Genomic DNA, 16,591 nt, shown 5'->3' with positions numbered 1-16,591 from the left:
ACATGACAACGCCCATCGCCGCAATCCTCACCTCGGACCTCGTCGGCCAGGTGCGGGGACGCGCGTTCCCCGCGGACGAGATCGACGCCTACGAGCGATCGGGTTCGGGATGGGTGCCCGCGAACCTGGCGCTCGACCCGTTCGGGCGGATCATCACCCCGAACCCCTTCGGGTCGATCGGGGATCTCCGGATCATGCCGGATCCCGCGACGCGGGCCTCGGTCTCCAACGAGACCGGGGGACAGCCGGTGACCGCGATGCTGGGCGACCTCGTGAACCCCGACGGCACTCCCTGGGACTGCTGCCCGCGCACCTTCCTGCGCGACGCCGTGCGCGACCTCGAGGAGGAGACGGGCCTGCGGGTCATCTCATCGTTCGAGCACGAGTTCATGCTGCGCGACGCCGACCGCGTGCCCGGCCGGAAGCCGTTCTCCCTCGAGGCGCTGCTCACCTACGAGCCGCTCGGGTCGAAGGTGCTCCAGGCGCTGCGCGACGCCGGTCTCGAGCCGGAGATGTGGCTGCCCGAGTTCGGCGACCGCCAGTGGGAGGTGACGCTCGCTCCCGCTCCCGCGCTGCAGGCCGCCGATCGCGCGATCCTGCTGCGCGAGATCGTGCGCAACGTGGTCCGGGCCGAGGGCGAGCGCGCCACCTTCAGCCCGATCGTCGAGCGCGACGGCGGCGGCAACGGGGTGCACATCCACCTGAGCCTGATCGACGGCGCGGGGACGCCCGTCGCCTACGACCCGTCGCGGCCGGGAGGCCTCTCCGCCGCAGCCGGGTCCTTCGCCGCGGGCGTGCTGCGGCACGCGGCGGCATTCCAGGCGCTCACGGCCTCGTCCGGTGTCTCCTACGAGCGGCTCGCACCGGGGCGCTGGAGCGTCGGCGGCCTGTTCCTCGGCGAGAACAACCGGGAGGCGCTGCTCAGGATCTGCCCGCTCTTCGACACTCCCGGCGCCGACCATCGCAAGCAGTTCAACCTCGAGTACCGGGGCGCGGACGCCACCTCGAACCCGTGGATCGCGCTGGGCGTGCTCATCCGCGCGGGCCTGGAGGGCGTGCGCGCGGGCCTCTCCGCCCCCGAGGTCGTGTCGGGCGACCCCGAGCAGCTGTCCGAGGAACGGCTCGCAACCGCCTCGCACGGCCGCATGCCGGCCTCCCTCGCCGAGGCGCTCGCCGGGCTGGAGGCGGACGCTACGGTGACGTCGTGGCTGCCGCCGCGGCTCCTCGAGACGTTCCTGACCGTCAAGCGGGCGGAGCTCTCCTGGCACGCCTCCCTCCCCGAGCAGGAGCGCTATCGGGTCTACGCAGAAGCGTATTGAGTCGTTGCGGGACATGGCAGGGGAGGAATGATGACGGATACGACGGCTGACCCGTGGGACAGCTTCTTCGCGGCGGTGGCCGAAGAGCTCCCCGGAGCGCTGCGACTGCGCCGGCGGCTGCACCGCGCGCCGTGCATCTCCGGCGACGAGGGGCCCACCCGCGACCTGGTGCTGCAGGAGCTCGGCTCGCCCGACTGGGATCCGGTGGCCGGGACCGGAGGGCTCGTGCGCATCGGACCGGAGGACGGCCCCGCGATCGCGCTGCGCGCCGAGCTCGACGCGCTGCCGATCCCCGAGGAGACGGGGGCCTCCTTCGCGTCGACCAACGGGGCGATGCACGCCTGCGGGCACGACGTGCACATCGCCGCGGCCGTGGCGGTCGCGCGGGCCGCGCAGCGGGTGGACCTGCCGGTCGCGCTGCTGCTGATCCTGCAGCCGCGGGAGGAGGCCTATCCCTCCGGCGCCCGGGACATCTGCGAGAGCGGTCTGCTGGAGCGGCACGGGGTGCGCGAGGTCTTCGGCGCCCACGTGCATCCCCGGGTGCCCGCGGGCGGGGTGGCCATCGGAGAGGGCGCGGTGAACGCCGCGGCCGACGAGTTCGGCATCACGGTGCGGGGAGTCGGCGGGCATGCCGCGTATCCGCACCACGCGCGCGACCCGATCGTCGCCATGGCCGCCGTGATCGGCGCGATGCAGATGGTCGTGAACCGCAGGATCGACCCGATGCACCCGGCGGTGCTCTCCTTCGGCACGGTCAACGCCGGGAGCGCCGCGAACGTGATCCCCTCCGAGGCGCGCGCCCGAGGTTCGATCCGCACGATGGACCCCGATGACCGTGCGTTCCTCCACTCGGAGCTCGCGAAGGTCGCCTCGGAGGTGGCGGCGGCGCACGGATGCAGCGCGGACGTGGCCATCATCTCCGGCGAGCCCGTGCTCTACAACCACCCGGAGATGTCGCGGGCGCTGAGCCGGGCGCTCGAGGACCGGGGCGTGCAGATCGTCGAGCCGATGCGATCGTGCGGGGCGGACGATTTCTCCTACTACACGGAGCGACTGCCGGGGGTGATGATGTTCGTCGGCGTCGGCCGCGAGGAGGACGAGCCGGCGCTGCACACCTCGACCTTCCTCCCGCGGGAGGAGGCGGTCTCCGACATCGCGATGGCGTACGCGATCTCCATGCGCGCCGCGCACGGGATCGGACTGTACTCGGGCAGCGACGCGGAGGCCGCCTGAAGCCCTCGCCGCGCCGACTACACTGGACCCGTGATCCGACACTTTCTGCGCGACGATGATCTGACTCCGTCCGAACAGCGCGAGGTCCTCGAACTCGCGGCGACGCTGAAGGCGGACCGCTTCGCGCGGCGCCCGCTCGAGGGGCAGAAGACCGCGGCGGTCATCTTCGACAAGACCTCCACGCGCACGCAGGTGAGCTTCTCGGTCGGCGTGGCCGATCTGGGCGGCAACCCGCTCATCATGGACTCGAAGAACTCTCAGATGGGCGGCAAGGAGTCGATCTCCGACACCGCGAAGGTGCTCTCGCGCATGGTCGAGCTGATCGTGTGGCGCACCTACGCGCACGCCGGCCTCGAGGAGATGGCCGCCAACGCGGACGTGCCCGTGATCAACTCGCTCAGCGACGACTTCCACCCGTGCCAGATCCTGGCCGACCTGCAGACCATCAGGGAGCGCAAGGGCGACCTCGCGGGCCTCACCGCCACCTACGTCGGCGATGCCGCCAACAACATGGGACACTCATATCTCCTCGGCTTCGCGACCGCGGGCATGCACATCCGCGTCGCAGGCCCCGCCGGGTACCACCCGCGCGAGGACATCGTGGCCGACGCGACGCGGATCGCCGCCGAGACCGGCGGCAGCGTCACGATCCTCACCGATCCTGTTGCGGCGGTGCGCGATGCCGACGCCGTCATCACCGACACCTGGGTATCGATGGGGCGCGAGGACGAGAAGGCGGAGCGGATCGCCACCTTCGGCGCCTACCGCGTGACGCCGGAGCTGATGGCGCACGCCGCCGAGGACGCGATCTTCCTGCACTGCCTGCCGGCGTACCGCGAGTACGAGGTGGCCGCCGAGGTGATCGACGGCCCGCAGAGCGTGGTGTGGGACGAGGCGGAGAACCGCGTGCACGCGCAGAAGGCGCTGATGGCCTGGTTGCTGGAGGAGAGCAAGTGACTGAGAATACGCACGACGAGACCGGCAACCGCGCCGCCGAGGCCGGCGCACTGTGGGGCGGACGCTTCGCGAGCGGCCCGTCGCCGGCGCTCGCCGCGCTGAGCAAGTCGACGCAGTTCGACTGGGTGCTCGCGCAGTACGACATCCGCGGCTCGAAGGCGCACGCCTCGGCGCTCGCCGCAGCCGGGTACCTGAGCGCCGATGAGCTGCGCGACATGCGCGCGGCCCTCGATGAGCTCGCGGTGCGCGTGGCCGACGGGCGCGCACTGCCGGCCGAAGACGACGAGGACGTGCACTCCGCCCTCGAGCGCCTGCTCATCGAGATCACGGGGGTGCAGCTCGGCGGCAAGCTCCGCGCCGGTCGCAGCCGCAACGACCAGATCGCCACCCTCGTGCGGCTCTACCTGCTCGACCACGCCGCGATCATCCGGTCGCAGCTGCTCGAACTGCTCGACGCCATCGAGGAGCAGGCCCGCAACCACCCCGATGCGATCCTGCCCGGCCGCACCCATCTGCAGCACGCGCAGCCGGTGCTGCTGGCGCACCAGCTCGCCGCCCACGCCTGGCCGATCGTGCGCGATCTCGAGCGACTGCGCGACTGGTCGGGGCGCGCGAGCGCCTCGCCGTACGGCGGGGGAGCGCTCGCCGGATCCTCGCTCGGCCTCGATCCGCGCCTCGTGGCCGCCGAGCTCGGTCTCGGCGACCCGCTCGAGAACTCCATCGACGGCACCGCGGCGCGCGACGTCGTCGCCGAGTTCGCCTTCATCTGCGCCCAGATCGGCATCGATCTCTCGCGTCTCAGCGAGGAGATCATCCTCTGGAACACCAAGGAGTTCGGCTTCGTGCGGCTGCACGACGGCTACTCGACCGGCTCGAGCATCATGCCGCAGAAGAAGAACCCCGACATCGCGGAGCTCGCTCGCGGCAAGTCGGGCCGCCTCATCGGCAATCTGACGGGTCTGCTCGCCACGCTCAAGGGGCTGCCGCTCGCGTACAACCGAGATCTGCAGGAGGACAAGGAACCCGTCTTCGACTCGGTGCAGCAGCTCGAGGTGCTGCTGCCGGCCTTCACCGGCATGGTCGCCACGATGAGCTTCGACACGGATCGCATGGCCCAGCTCGCGCCGCAGGGCTTCTCGCTGGCCACCGACGTGGCCGAGTGGCTCGTGAAGCAGGGCGTGATCTTCCGCGACGCGCACGAGATCTCCGGCGAGCTGGTGCGCTACTGCGAGGAGCGCGGGATCGAGCTGCACGAGCCCTCGGACGAGGAGCTGGCGTCGGTGTCGGAGCATCTGACCCCGGCGGTGCGCGAGGTGCTGACGATCGAGGGATCGGTGAACTCGCGGATCGGCGCCGGCGGCACGGCGCGCGTGCGCGTGGACGAGCAGCTGGCCCGCCTGGCGGAGCGCATCGCGGAGTTCCGGGCGTAGGGCGGAGATCTTCTGCCGGCCCTGCGCCGGGCCCCCGACCATCCGTATCCGGGCCGTCCGACCGCTCGTCTCGGCTGGTTGTTCCGACCGTTCGTCTGACCGCTCGTCCGGGCTGGTCGCCCTCGTCGCGCGTCAGTAGATGTCACCAAACCGGAGGAATGGCAGCGACTACTGACGCGCGTAGAGGTGTTCGCGCGAGTTCCTCCGTGCGTCGCATGTCCGCCGGGCGCGAGGCGCGATCGGCGGTGCCGCTGCACGACGCGATGCGTCGCTTCAGCAGCTGGCCGGGTACGATGGCAGGCGTGTCTGTAGTAGATGAACGATCCGAGATCCTGGCGGCCCAGCGCAACGACGACAGCTTCGAGACCCTGTGGGATGAGCTGGAGTGGCGCGGGCTGATCCACGTGTCCACCGACTCCGGAGCGCTGTCGGAGCTGCTCGAGGGCGAGCCGTTCACCTATTACTGCGGCTTCGATCCGACCGCACCGAGCCTGCACCTCGGCAACCTCGTGCAGCTGCTGCTGCTGCGACGGCTCCAGCTCAAGGGCCACAAGCCCCTCGGCCTCGTCGGCGGATCCACCGGCCTCATCGGCGACCCGCGCCCCACCGCGGAGCGCACGCTCAACAGCCGCGACACCGTGGCCGAGTGGGTGACGCGCCTGCAGGGCCAGGTCACGCGGTTCCTCTCGAGCGAGGGCGGGAACGCCGTGCGCCTCGTGAACAACCTCGACTGGACTGCTCCGCTGAGCGCCATCGACTTCCTGCGCGAGATCGGCAAGCACTTCCGAGTGGGCACCATGCTGAAGAAGGACGCGGTCGCCGCGCGTCTCAACTCGGAGGAGGGCATCAGCTACACCGAGTTCAGCTACCAGATCCTGCAGGGCTACGACTTCCTCGAGCTCTACCGCCAGTACGACTGCCTCCTGCAGTCGGGCGGCAGCGATCAGTGGGGCAACCTGACGAGCGGCACCGACCTCATCCGCAAGGTGGAGGGCAGGTCGGCGCACGCCATCGGCACGCCGCTCATCACGAACTCCGACGGTTCGAAGTTCGGCAAGAGCGAGGGCAACGCCATCTGGCTCGACCCGGAGATGTGCTCGCCCTACACCTTCTACCAGTTCTGGCTCAACCAGGCCGACGCCGACGTGATCGCCCGCCTCAAGGTGTTCACCTTCCTGTCGCGCGCCGAGATCGAGGACTACGAGCGCCAGGTCGCCGAGGAGCCCTTCAAGCGAGCGGCGCAGAAGCGGCTCGCGCTCGAGGTGACCACGCTCGTGCACGGGGCCGCCGCGGCGCAGGGCGCGATCGACGCCTCCGAGGCGCTGTTCGGCCGTGGCGATCTCGCCGCGCTCGACGAGGCGACGCTGCGGGGCGCGATCTCGGAGCTGCCGCAGGCGGCGGGAGCGGTGGGCGCTCCGCTGGCCGAGCTGCTGGCCGAGTCCGGGCTCGTGGCGAGCCGGGGCGAGGCGAGGCGCGCGATCAAGCAGGGCGGCGTCTACGTGAACAATGCGCCGGTCGACGACGAGGATCGCGTGATCTCGGGCGACGATCTGCTGCACGGCCGCTACGCGGTGCTGCGCCGCGGCAAGAAGGCGCTGGCCGGATTCACCGCCTGAGCCGGGTGCAGGCGGCGCCCGGGGTGCCGACTCCGCGATCAGCTCGGACGGCGGCTGTCCCGCCGGACGAGCGGGTGCGCGGCGACGAGTCGGGACCCGCCTCGCTCAATCGCCGCCGAGCGCCGTTCGCAGGAACAGGCGCAACTGCCGTCGCATGGACGCAGGCGTGGCACCCGGTACGCCGAGGCGCACCTGGAGTCCCATGCCGTTGATCATCGCGGTGAGCTGCGTCGCGACGTCCGCCGCGTCGCACGCGCGGAAGACCCCCTGGCGCTGTCCCAGTGCGATGATCTCGGCGATGTAGGTGTTCCATCGCTGGATCAGGTCGCAGTGCAGCTGGCGGAAGCGGAGGTGGCTGTCTCCCCAGCTCCACAGCTCCACCCAGCCGTCCCAGTCGTCCGAATCCGATTGCGGATCCGGGAGCTGCATCTCGATGAGCGCGAGCAGCTGCGCCTGCGCCGATGGCAGTCGGGTCAGCCGCTCCCGCTGGGCCGCGAAGGTCGTGCTGAACTTCCGGTGCAGCGCGTGATTGACGAGCTCGTCCCGCGTCAGGAAGTGCTTGTGCAACAGTTCGGGCGTGACCCCCGCGCGCGCCGCGACGTCTGCCAGATGCACCTCCTGATATCCGCGCCGGATCAACAGGTGCCATGCGACATCCAGGATGCGCTCACGGACGCCGGTCGCCGTCGGCTGCCGGGCCTGCGGGCCTGCGGACTCCTGCTCGTCCTCCGGTGAGTGCCCTCCCAGGAGCCAGGACACGGAGACGTCGCAGTACTCCGCGATTCGCACGACCTCGATCGGAGAGAACTGACGCGACCCGTTGAGCGACTTCGAGAACTTGACCTTGTCCAGGCCGACCGCCGCGGCGAAATCGGTCTGCGTTCCGGGGGAGCGTTCGACGAGCTGCCGCACCCGCTGCCGCAGCTCCGCTTCGTTGCCCATAAGCGCCAAGGATAGATGACCCGCGCTCCCGCCGCATGGTGCTCTGCGGGGCGTGCGATGGCGGGGGCCCGGCCCGCGATCCCTCCAGTTGCGCTTTTCGATACGAGTCGGGTGCGGCTCTCGGCGCCGGGCACGGGCCGGGCGCCACGCAGCGCGGCGCCCGGCCCGAGGGGCGCGCCGCCGTTCCGATGCGGCGCATTTCGATTCCCGCTACGAGGGCTGCTCCGCACCCGGGCCCGCAATAGGCTCCTTCCCGTATCGACCCGGTGCACGACGCCCCGCCACCTCGGCGAGGCGCGGACCGGTTCCGGACCTGAGACGAAGGAGTCGGCGTGAGCGGACCACACGAGAGCGGCGAGACGGGCCGCACGATCATCGAGCAGCGCACGATCGAGTACATTCCGCTGAGCGAGCGCCGGGGCAAGCCGTGGCACGTGACCCCGGTGTGGTTCACCTCGACCTCGGGTCTCTCGTCGCTCGGCATCGGCACGATCGGCGTGCTGAGCGGGCTCAGCCTGACCTGGTCGATCGTCGCCATCGTGCTCGGCTCGGCGTTCGGAACGGTCTTCTCCGCATTCCACGCCTCGCAGGGTCCGCAGATGGGGATGCCGCAGCTGATCCAGTCCCGACCCCAGTACGGCTATCGCGGGGCGGTGCTGATCTACCTGCTCTCGGTGTTCACCTACATCGGGTTCAGCGTGTTCGGTCTCATCCTGCTCGGCCAGGCGCTCGAGGTGCTGGTGGGCATCCCCGCCGTCCTCGGGATGATCATCTCCTGCGCGCTGGCCGTCATCGTGGCGGTGATCGGATACGACATCGTGCACAAGATGGCCCGCTGGTTCGCGTGGGGATTCCTCGCCTGCTTCCTGATCATCACCTTCAGCATCCCCTCGTCGCTGCCGCAGCCCGAGCTCACGGGCGGTTTCGACCTGTCGATCTTCCTCGTGCAGGCCGCCGCGTGCGCCGCTGCGAACCTCGCCTGGGCGCCCTACGTCTCCGACTACACCCGGTACCTGCCGCATATGAGCCTCAGATCGTCCTTCTTCAGCACCTACGTCGGCATGACGGTGGCCGCGATCTGGATCGAGTCGGTCGCAGCCGTGATCGTCTCCGCCTTTCCGAGCAGCGACCTCGTCGGGGCTCTCATCCAGGGCGGGGACGCCGTGTTCGCCGGATTCGGAAGCGTCATGCTGATCCTCTGCATGATCGGCTCCCTCTATCTCGTCGCGATGAACTCCTACGGAGGCTCTCTGGCGGTGCTCACGATCTTCGACAGCTTCAAGCCGACCCGCTCGACGCCGGTGCTGCGAGCGGTCATCGCCGCGTTGCTGGGCCTCATCGCCCTCGTGATCGCGGCCGTCGGCTCCGACCGGCTGCTGGACAACTACGGGATGTTCCTCACCGTTCTCCTCTACCTGCTCGCGCCGTGGACGGCGACGAACCTCGTCGACTTCTTCATCGTGCGGCGGGGCCGGTACTCCATCCGCGAGATCTTCAATCCCGCCGGTATCTACGGCGCGTGGAACTGGCGCGGCTACGCGAGCTACGCGATCGCGCTCGCCGCCATGATCCCCTTCGCGAGCACCGTCTGGTGGACCGGCCCGGTCGCGCAGGCCTGGGGAGTGGATCTCGCACCGTACGTCGGCATCCTCGCCGCGGGCCTGTCCTACTGGATCTTCGCCAGGGGCATCGACCTGGAGAGCGAGCGGGAGGCGATCCGGATCGCGGATGCCGGCCTCGAGAAGGTGAACCATTGAGGGGGGACGCCATGTCCGGCGCAGTGCACGGATCCACCGCATCGAACGCGAGCGGCCACCGGCCGGAGTTCCGCGAGATCTCGCTGAGCGATCTCACCACCCGGATCAGCGTTCACGGCAGCGGATCGGACCTCCTCTGGATCGCGGGCGGCGGGTACCTCGGCGAGTCCTGGCACGAGCACTTCGTGCCGCACTTCGCGCACCGGTACCGCAGCATCACCTTCGACAACCGAGGGAGCGACCTCACGGAGTGCCGTCAGGAGCTGCCGTGGTCGATCGCCGACATGGCGCGGGACGCGGCCGAACTGCTCGAGCGCACCGCGACTGGGCCCGCTGCGGTCGTCGGCCACTCGATGGGCGGCGCGATCGCCCTGCAGATCGCCCTCGACCGCCCCGATCTGGTCTCCTGCGTCATCAGCATGGCGAGCGGCGCCGACACCTCGCGGCATTGGGCGGGCGACTTCATGCGGGCGGAGATCGCGCTGCGCGACTCCGGCGTCCGTCTCTCGCGCGACTTCGCGGTCGCGCACTACGCACCTCTCCTGTACCCGGCGGAGGCGCTCGGCGATCCCGCGATGTGGGAGACCGTGAAGGCCGAGCTGTCGGCGCCCTCCTTCTACGAGAACAACGAGAACACGGTCGCGAGCCAGTGGCGGGCGTGTGCCGAGTTCGATGTGCTCCATCGCATGTCCGAACTCGCGGTCCCGGTGCATTTCGTGGCCTTCGAGCAGGACGTCTCCGCGCCGCCCGAGCTCTCGCGGCGTTCGGCCGAGGCCTCCGCCCTCGCCGACTTCCACGAGATCCCCGGGCTCGGCCACTGCTCGCTGTTCCGGCATCGTCCCGCCGACGTGAGCGCGGTGATCGGCGACATCCTCGCGGCGCACGCGCCGCCCGAGCAGGAGACGGTGCGGTCGTGAGGATGTCGCCGATCGCGGGGTCTCGCGCCGCCGGGGGCGAAGCTGCGGAGGCGATGGTGCTCGACGGGTGCGCGCTCGGGGTGGAGGACATCGCATCCGCGGCCCGGACCCTGCGACGCGTCGTCGTCCCCGAGTCGTCGTGGGAGGACGTCGCCCGCAGCCACGACCGGCTCCAGGCGGCCGCGACGCGCGGACGGGTCTACGGCGCCAGCACCGGTGTGGGAGCGAACAAGTCGTTCGAGGTCCGAGGCGCCGACCGGAGGGACCTCTCCATGCGCCTGCTGCGCAGCCATTGCGCGGGAGCGGGATCGGTCCTCGCGGAGGACGTCGTGCGGGCGGCCATGGTGATCCGACTGAACCAGATCCTGGCCGGAAGCTCCGGCGTCGGCGAGAAGCTGGCGCGCGGGCTCTCGTCGGCGATCTCTCGCCGGGCGCTTCCCGAGATCCACTCCCTCGGAGCGCTCGGAACGGCAGACATCGCACAGCTCGCCGAACTGGCGCTCACCCTCGCCGGTGAACGACCATGGGCCCGGGGCGACTCGCCGGCGTGCGGCATCGCGGAGTCGGACGCCCTCCCGTTCATGAGTTCGAGCGCGTTCACGCTCGCCGAGGCGGCGCTGGCCGTTCACGACTGCGCCCGCCTCCTGCGCGCAGCCGAGACGGTCGCGGCGATGTCGTTCACGGCTCTCCGCGGCGACGTCGACGCCTGGGACCCGGTGGTCCACGCGTCCCGGCCCCAGCCGGGGCAGCGGGAGGCGGCGGAGAGGCTGCGCCGACTCGTGACGGATCGCCCGCGGCCCGAGGGGCGCGTGCAGGACTCCTTCGCGCTGCGGGTGCTCCCCGTGGTGCTCGGCGCGGCCGAGCGCTCGCTCGGCCGGCTGCGCGAGGCCGTCGAACTCGAGTGCGCCTCCGCCTCCGAGAATCCGCTCGTCCTGGAGAGCGGGGTGAGGCACCACGGGATGTTCCACCTGGCGGAGGTCTCGGGGCTCCTCGACCACGCGCGGTCGACGCTGGTGTCCTTCTTCGCGCTCTCCTCCGCGCGCATATCGGTGATGAACGATCCCGATTCCACAGCGGAGCGGCGGTTCCTCTCGGACGGGCTGCCGGGGAGCTCCGGTCTGATGATCGGGGAGTACGTCGCCGGCGACGTCCTCGCGACGTTGCGCACCCTCGCCTCTCCGACAACGCACGACAGCATCTCGATCTCGCTGGGGATCGAGAACCACGCGAGCTTCGCGACCCAGGGCGCTCGTCAATTCCGCGACCTCGTCGCGGAGGCGCGGTGGATCGTGGGGGTCGAGGCGCTGGCGGCACTGCGAATCCTGCGACGGGTACCCCCGCAGGAACTCACGGCGGAGCTGCGGGACATGGTGCGCGAGCTGTCGGCCGCGATCGTCGACGACACCTCGGACCGCCCCATCGGGCGGGACCTCGCTGCGGCCGTGGAGGTGCTCGAGTCCGCGAGCTCGTGAACGCCGGGCGGGATCGAGGGTCCCTCGAGGGGAGGGCTTCCCCGCCGCTCCGGCGATTTCAGCGCCGAAGCTCTACCCCCGGGGCCCCGCGCCGGATCCGGCGGCGGCTCCGGATCCCGAGCGCCGCAGCCGCCAGCCCCAGCGCAGCACGTTGCCGAGCGCCTCGAGCACGATCCCGAGACTCATCTTGGAGTGCCCGTCCACCCGCTCGATGAAGGTGATCGGCACCTCCACGATGGGGAGGCCGAGCCGCTCGAAGGTCCACGCGGTCTCCACCTGGAAGGCGTAGCCCTGCGAGTCGACGGCGTCGAGGTCGAGCCGTTCGATGCAGCGCGCGTCGATCGCGCGGAATCCGCTCGTGAGGTCGCGCAGCCGCGAGCGCAGCGCGATCCTCGCCACCCGCGTGCCCGTGCGCGACACCCACCGCCGGTACCAGGGCCAGCCCACGATGCGCCCCCCGGGCACCCAGCGCGCGCCGATCGCGACTCCGTCGCACGCGCGCGCCGCCGCGACGAGCCGCGGCAGGTCGGCCGGCAGGTGCGAGCCGTCCGAGTCCATCTCGACGACCACCCGGTAGCCGCCCTCGAGCGCCCGGCGGAACCCCAGCACGTAGGCGGTGCCGAGGCCGAGCTTCGCGGTGCGGTGGTGCACGAACAGCCCGTCGATGCTCATCGCGAGTTCGTCCGCGACGCGTCCCGTGCCGTCGGGGCTGCCGTCGTCGATCACCAGGAGGTCTGCGTCGGGCAGGTGCGCGCGCACTCCCGCGACGGTGGCCGGCAGTGTTTCGCGCTCATTGTAGGTGGGCAGGATCACGAGAACCTCGGCGGGGCGCTCGTGCATCACGATCCTCGATCCTGGCGATCCTGGCATCTCCCCAGCCGAGGAGAGCCCGCAGCTTGCTAAGGTGGGGAGTTGTCACAATTTGGCAACGGCGGTGACCCGTGTCTGACGCGGGTGGACCCACCGTGCAAACCCTACAGGAGAGACAACGTGGCGACAGTTCTCGAAAAGCTCCTTCGCGTCGGCGAAGGCCGCACACTGAAGAAGCTCCAGCGTCAGGCGAAGCTCGTGGCCGAGCTCGAGGACTCCTTCGCGGAGCTCAGCGACGAGGAGCTGCGCGGCGAGACCGACGAGTTCCGGGAACGCCTCGAGAAGGGCGAAACGCTCGACGACCTGCTGCCCGAGGCCTTCGCCGCGGTGCGCGAGGCCGCCAAGCGCACCATCGGCCTGCGCCCGTTCGACGTGCAGGTGATGGGCGGTGCCAACCTGCACCTCGGCAACATCTCCGAGATGAAGACCGGTGAGGGCAAGACCCTCGTCGCCACCATGCCGGCCTACCTCAACGCCCTCGCGGGCAAGGGCGTGCACGTCGTCACCGTCAACGACTACCTCGCCAGCTACCAGAGCGACCTCATGGGTCGCGTGTTCCGCGCGCTCGGCATGACCACCGGCTGCATCGTCGCAGGCCAGGATCCCGCCACCCGGCGCGAGCAGTACAACGCCGACATCACCTACGGCACCAACAACGAGTTCGGCTTCGACTACCTGCGCGACAACATGGCCTCCGACGCCGCGGAGCGCGTGCAGCGCGGCCACTTCTTCGCCATCATCGACGAGGTCGACTCGATCCTCATCGACGAGGCGCGCACCCCGCTCATCATCTCCGGTCCCTCCTCGGGCGAGGCCAACCGCTGGTTCTCCGAGTTCGCGCGCATCGCGCGCAAGCTCGAGCCCGGTGCCGACTACGAGGTCGACGAGAAGAAGCGCACCATCGGCGTGCTCGAGCCCGGCATCGAGAAGGTCGAGGATCACCTCGGCATCACCAACCTCTACGAGTCGGTGAACACGCCCCTCATCTCATTCCTCAACAACTCGATCAAGGCGAAGGCCCTGTTCACGCGCGACAAGGACTACGTCGTGCTGAACGGCGAGGTGCTCATCGTCGACGAGCACACCGGCCGCATCCTCGCGGGGCGCCGCTACAACGAGGGCATGCACCAGGCGATCGAGGCCAAGGAGGGCGTGCAGGTCAAGGCCGAGAACCAGATGCTCGCCACCGTGACGCTGCAGAACTACTTCCGCCTCTACGAGAAGCTCTCGGGCATGACCGGTACCGCGGAGACCGAGGCCGGCGAGTTCATGTCGACCTACAAGCTGGGTGTCGTGCCGATCCCCACCAACAAGCCGATGCAGCGCAAGGACCAGCCCGACCTCGTCTACAAGAACGAGGAGGCAAAGTTCGCGCAGGTGGTCGAGGACATCGCCGCCCGCCACGAGAAGGGCCAGCCCGTGCTCGTGGGCACCACGAGCGTGGAGAAGAGCGAGTACCTCTCTCGCCTGCTCGCCAAGAAGGGCGTGCGCCACGAGGTGCTGAACGCGAAGAACCACGCCCGAGAGGCCGCGATCATCGCGCAGGCCGGTCGGCTGGGCGCGGTCACCGTCGCCACCAACATGGCCGGCCGCGGTACCGACATCATGCTCGGCGGCAACGCCGAGTTCCTCGCGGTGCAGGAGATGGCCGCCCGCGGCCTGTCGACCGACGAGGACCCGGAGGCCTACGAGGCCGCGTGGGACGACGTGTTCGAAGCCGTCAAGGCGACGGTGGCCGAGGAGGCCGAGAAGGTCGTGGCGGCCGGTGGCCTCTACGTGCTCGGCACCGAGCGGCACGAGTCGCGCCGCATCGACAACCAGCTGCGCGGTCGCTCCGGCCGTCAGGGCGACCCGGGCGAGAGCCGCTTCTACCTGTCGCTCGCCGACGACCTCATGCGCCTGTTCAACTCGGGCGCCGCGGCCGCGCTCATGAACCGCGACGGCTTCCCCGACGACCTCGCCATCGAGTCCAAGGTGGTCACCCGCGCCATCCAGAGCGCGCAGAGCCAGGTCGAGCAGCGCAACGCCGAGATCCGCAAGAACGTGCTGAAGTACGATGACGTTCTCGACCGTCAGCGCAAGGCGATCTACAGCGACCGCCAGCAGATCCTCGACGGCGAGGAGATCCAGCCGCGCATCTCCGCCTTCCGGGAGCAGACGATCGACGCGATCCTCGACTCCCACGGCCATGACGGCGAGTGGGACTTCGATGCGCTCTGGAGCGACCTGCGCCAGGTGTACCCGGTGGGCATCACGGTCGACGAGCTGCTGGCCGAGGCCGGCGGAACCCGCGTCGATCGCACCTTCCTGCGCCGCGAGATCCTCTCGGACGCCGAGGTCGCCTACCAGAACCGCGAGGAGACCCTGGGCGAGGAGGCCATGCGCGAGCTCGAGCGCCGCGTGGTGCTCGCGACGATCGACCGCCGCTGGCGAGACCACCTCTACGAGATGGAGTACCTCAAGGAGGGCATCGGCCTGCGCGCCATGGCCCAGCGCGATCCGCTCGTCGAGTACCAGCGCGAGGGCTTCACCATGTTCGAGGGCATGATGGGGCAGATCAAGGAGGAGTCCATGGGGCTGCTCTACAACCTCGAGGTGAAGGTGCGCCCGGCCGAGGGGCCGCAGGATCACGTGCACCTCGAAGGCGGCGGGCTCGAGGAGCAGCAGGTGCCGGATCAGTCCAAGCTCAGCTACAGCGCTCCCGATGAGGACGGCGCGCCCGCGGTGAGCGGGGCGCAGGATCCCGCAGCCGCGAAGGCCGCTCAGGCGCCGCAGAAGCGCGGAGCGTTCGGGCAGCAGGTGTCGGAGGACGCCGCCCCGGGCAACCGCGCCGAGCGCCGCGCGAGCAAGAAGAAGTAGTCACACCGTACAGAACCGTGATCCGCATCGGCGGAGCGACTGGGAGACATCCATGGCAAATGAGACGAACAAGCGTCCCTCGAAGAACGAACGCCGGGCGGAGGCGCGCGAACAGGCCCGTCTGGCCCGGGAGCAGGAGAAGAAGCGCGAGAAGCGCAATCGGCTGTTCCTGCAGGGCGGGATCGTGCTGGGCGTGCTGGCGATCCTCGCCGTCGTCGCGCTCATCCTCACCCAGACTATGAAGCCGGCGGGCCCCGGGCCGCAGAACATGGCTTCGGGAGCGGCGATCTTCACGAAGGACCTCAAGGTGGTCGAGAGCGCCGCGCTGCAGCCCGGCGAGGATCGGCAGGCGCCCGAGGTCGACCGCAAGCAGCTGCCGCTCGACGTCACCATCTACGTCGACTACATGTGCCCCGCCTGCGGCAACTTCGAGCAGCAGTACGGCACGATGCTCGAGAACTACGTGGGCAGCGGAGACATCGAGTTGGGCGTCTACCCGATCAACTTCCTCGACGGGCAGTCGCTCGGCACCAAGTACTCGACGCGAGCCGCCAACCTGTTCAGCTGCGTGGTCGAGGAGCAGCCCGACGTCGCCTTCAACGTGCACAACACGCTGCTGAGCGCCGAGGTGCAGCCGACGGAGGGGACCACGGGCCTCACCGATGACCAGCTGCTGGAGCAGGCGGAGGCCGCTGGCGCCGAGCTGACGACGGAGCTCCGGCAGTGCGTCAAGGACGTGCGCTTCGGCAGCTTCATCAGTTCCAACTACAAGACGGTCAGCGAGGACGGGATCCTCGGGCTCGCCAAGGGCGCCCAGCTCGTCGGCGACCCGAACACCGGCGAGCTGCAGTCCGCCGACGGCCCGCAGCGCCTGCGCAGCACCCCGACCGTCATCGTGAACGGCCAGCAGTGGGTGGCGGGTCGCGACGGCGATCTCGAGGCCTACCTGCTGAAGGTCAAGAGCGAGATCGAGGGCAACGGCTCCGACTCCGACCAGGCCGACTCCGAGGAGTCCGGTTCCGGCGAGTCCTCGGACTCGGAGTAAACTGCTCGGGCGGCCCTTTCGAGGGTCGCCCGAGCGCCGGCCCCTCGGGGCCGCCCTCGCCGCCTTAGCTCATCTGGTAGAGCAGCGCCCTTGTAAAGCGCAGGTGGTCGGTTCGAGTCCGACAGGCGGCTCCACTCGCTTCGCTCGTCGCGCCGCCTGCCGGCCCGCGAACCG

12 protein-coding genes and 1 tRNA gene are annotated in these 16,591 nt (G+C 70.0%); 11 read left to right on the top strand and 2 right to left on the bottom strand.

Annotated elements, in window-relative coordinates:
* Positions 1 to 2 precede the first annotated feature (2 nt).
* The 5 genes from ACWKZU_RS06990 (at position 3) to tyrS (ending at position 6,555) form a co-directional block, all read left to right on the top strand.
* The gene (locus ACWKZU_RS06990; protein ID WP_449281679.1) at positions 3 to 1,319 is read left to right on the top strand and encodes a glutamine synthetase; all 1,317 of its coding nucleotides are present in this window, start codon (positions 3 to 5) and stop codon (positions 1,317 to 1,319) included.
* Between the two features lie 30 nt (positions 1,320 to 1,349).
* Positions 1,350 to 2,552, top strand: coding sequence for a M20 metallopeptidase family protein (locus tag ACWKZU_RS06985; RefSeq protein WP_449281678.1), 1,203 nt, complete (start codon positions 1,350 to 1,352; stop codon positions 2,550 to 2,552).
* A 30-nt stretch (positions 2,553 to 2,582) separates the two neighbouring features.
* Complete coding sequence (gene argF / locus ACWKZU_RS06980; RefSeq protein ID WP_449281677.1) at positions 2,583 to 3,509, top strand: ornithine carbamoyltransferase; 927 nt, start codon at positions 2,583 to 2,585, stop codon at positions 3,507 to 3,509.
* Complete coding sequence (gene argH / locus ACWKZU_RS06975; protein ID WP_449281676.1) at positions 3,506 to 4,939, top strand: argininosuccinate lyase; 1,434 nt, start codon at positions 3,506 to 3,508, stop codon at positions 4,937 to 4,939. The genes argF and argH overlap by 4 nt, the downstream gene beginning before the upstream one ends.
* Positions 4,940 to 5,232: 293 nt before the next feature.
* Complete coding sequence (gene tyrS / locus ACWKZU_RS06970) at positions 5,233 to 6,555, top strand: tyrosine--tRNA ligase (RefSeq protein ID WP_449281691.1); 1,323 nt, start codon at positions 5,233 to 5,235, stop codon at positions 6,553 to 6,555.
* Positions 6,556 to 6,660: 105 nt separating this feature from the next.
* Here tyrS and ACWKZU_RS06965 read toward each other — a convergent pair whose 3' ends face one another.
* Positions 6,661 to 7,497 (bottom strand): TetR family transcriptional regulator C-terminal domain-containing protein, encoded by an 837-nt coding sequence (locus tag ACWKZU_RS06965; protein ID WP_449281675.1) that lies wholly within the window; start codon positions 7,495 to 7,497, stop codon positions 6,661 to 6,663.
* Between the two features lie 332 nt (positions 7,498 to 7,829).
* On the opposite strand from ACWKZU_RS06965, the gene ACWKZU_RS06960 reads away from it, so the two are divergent.
* From ACWKZU_RS06960 to ACWKZU_RS06950, 3 genes are read left to right on the top strand one after another with little or no spacing between them, the layout of a single operon-like run.
* A complete protein-coding gene (locus tag ACWKZU_RS06960; RefSeq protein WP_449281674.1) occupies positions 7,830 to 9,254 on the top strand; it encodes a purine-cytosine permease family protein in 1,425 nt (474 codons plus the stop codon).
* An 11-nt stretch (positions 9,255 to 9,265) separates the two neighbouring features.
* Positions 9,266 to 10,171 (top strand): alpha/beta fold hydrolase, encoded by a 906-nt coding sequence (locus tag ACWKZU_RS06955; protein WP_449281673.1) that lies wholly within the window; start codon positions 9,266 to 9,268, stop codon positions 10,169 to 10,171.
* A 2-nt stretch (positions 10,172 to 10,173) separates the two neighbouring features.
* Positions 10,174 to 11,643, top strand: a complete 1,470-nt coding sequence (locus tag ACWKZU_RS06950) for an aromatic amino acid lyase (protein ID WP_449281690.1) — start codon at positions 10,174 to 10,176, stop codon at positions 11,641 to 11,643.
* A 72-nt stretch (positions 11,644 to 11,715) separates the two neighbouring features.
* On the opposite strand, the gene ACWKZU_RS06945 is transcribed toward ACWKZU_RS06950, so the two are convergent.
* Positions 11,716 to 12,483 carry a polyprenol monophosphomannose synthase gene (locus ACWKZU_RS06945; RefSeq protein WP_449281672.1) on the bottom strand — a complete coding sequence of 256 codons (768 nt, stop codon included), beginning with the start codon at positions 12,481 to 12,483 and terminating at the stop codon, positions 11,716 to 11,718.
* A gap of 150 nt (positions 12,484 to 12,633) precedes the next feature.
* On the opposite strand from ACWKZU_RS06945, the gene secA reads away from it, so the two are divergent.
* From secA to ACWKZU_RS06930, 3 genes are all read left to right on the top strand, one after another.
* Complete coding sequence (secA, locus tag ACWKZU_RS06940; protein ID WP_449281671.1) at positions 12,634 to 15,372, top strand: preprotein translocase subunit SecA; 2,739 nt, start codon at positions 12,634 to 12,636, stop codon at positions 15,370 to 15,372.
* 52 nt (positions 15,373 to 15,424) lie between these two features.
* The gene (locus ACWKZU_RS06935) at positions 15,425 to 16,417 is read left to right on the top strand and encodes a DsbA family protein (protein ID WP_449281670.1); all 993 of its coding nucleotides are present in this window, start codon (positions 15,425 to 15,427) and stop codon (positions 16,415 to 16,417) included.
* Positions 16,418 to 16,475: 58 nt separating this feature from the next.
* A tRNA-Thr gene (locus ACWKZU_RS06930) sits at positions 16,476 to 16,551 on the top strand.
* Positions 16,552 to 16,591: the final 40 nt, after the last annotated feature.

It is taken from the genome of Leucobacter sp., assembly GCF_053528595.1.
This window is presented reverse-complemented; position numbering and strand designations above follow the sequence as displayed.

What these genes read in the sequence shown, in the direction of transcription:
- ACWKZU_RS06990 (WP_449281679.1), top strand. Translation starts at nt 3, where the DNA reads ATGACAACGCCCATCGCCGCAATCCTCACCTCGGACCTCGTCGGCCAG.
- ACWKZU_RS06985 (WP_449281678.1), top strand. Translation starts at nt 1,350, where the DNA reads ATGACGGATACGACGGCTGACCCGTGGGACAGCTTCTTCGCGGCGGTG.
- tyrS (WP_449281691.1), top strand. Translation starts at nt 5,233, where the DNA reads ATGGCAGGCGTGTCTGTAGTAGATGAACGATCCGAGATCCTGGCGGCC.
- ACWKZU_RS06965 (WP_449281675.1), bottom strand. Translation starts at nt 7,497, where the DNA reads ATGGGCAACGAAGCGGAGCTGCGGCAGCGGGTGCGGCAGCTCGTCGAA.
- ACWKZU_RS06955 (WP_449281673.1), top strand. Translation starts at nt 9,266, where the DNA reads ATGTCCGGCGCAGTGCACGGATCCACCGCATCGAACGCGAGCGGCCAC.
- ACWKZU_RS06950 (WP_449281690.1), top strand. Translation starts at nt 10,174, where the DNA reads ATGTCGCCGATCGCGGGGTCTCGCGCCGCCGGGGGCGAAGCTGCGGAG.
- ACWKZU_RS06945 (WP_449281672.1), bottom strand. Translation starts at nt 12,483, where the DNA reads ATGCACGAGCGCCCCGCCGAGGTTCTCGTGATCCTGCCCACCTACAAT.
- ACWKZU_RS06935 (WP_449281670.1), top strand. Translation starts at nt 15,425, where the DNA reads ATGGCAAATGAGACGAACAAGCGTCCCTCGAAGAACGAACGCCGGGCG.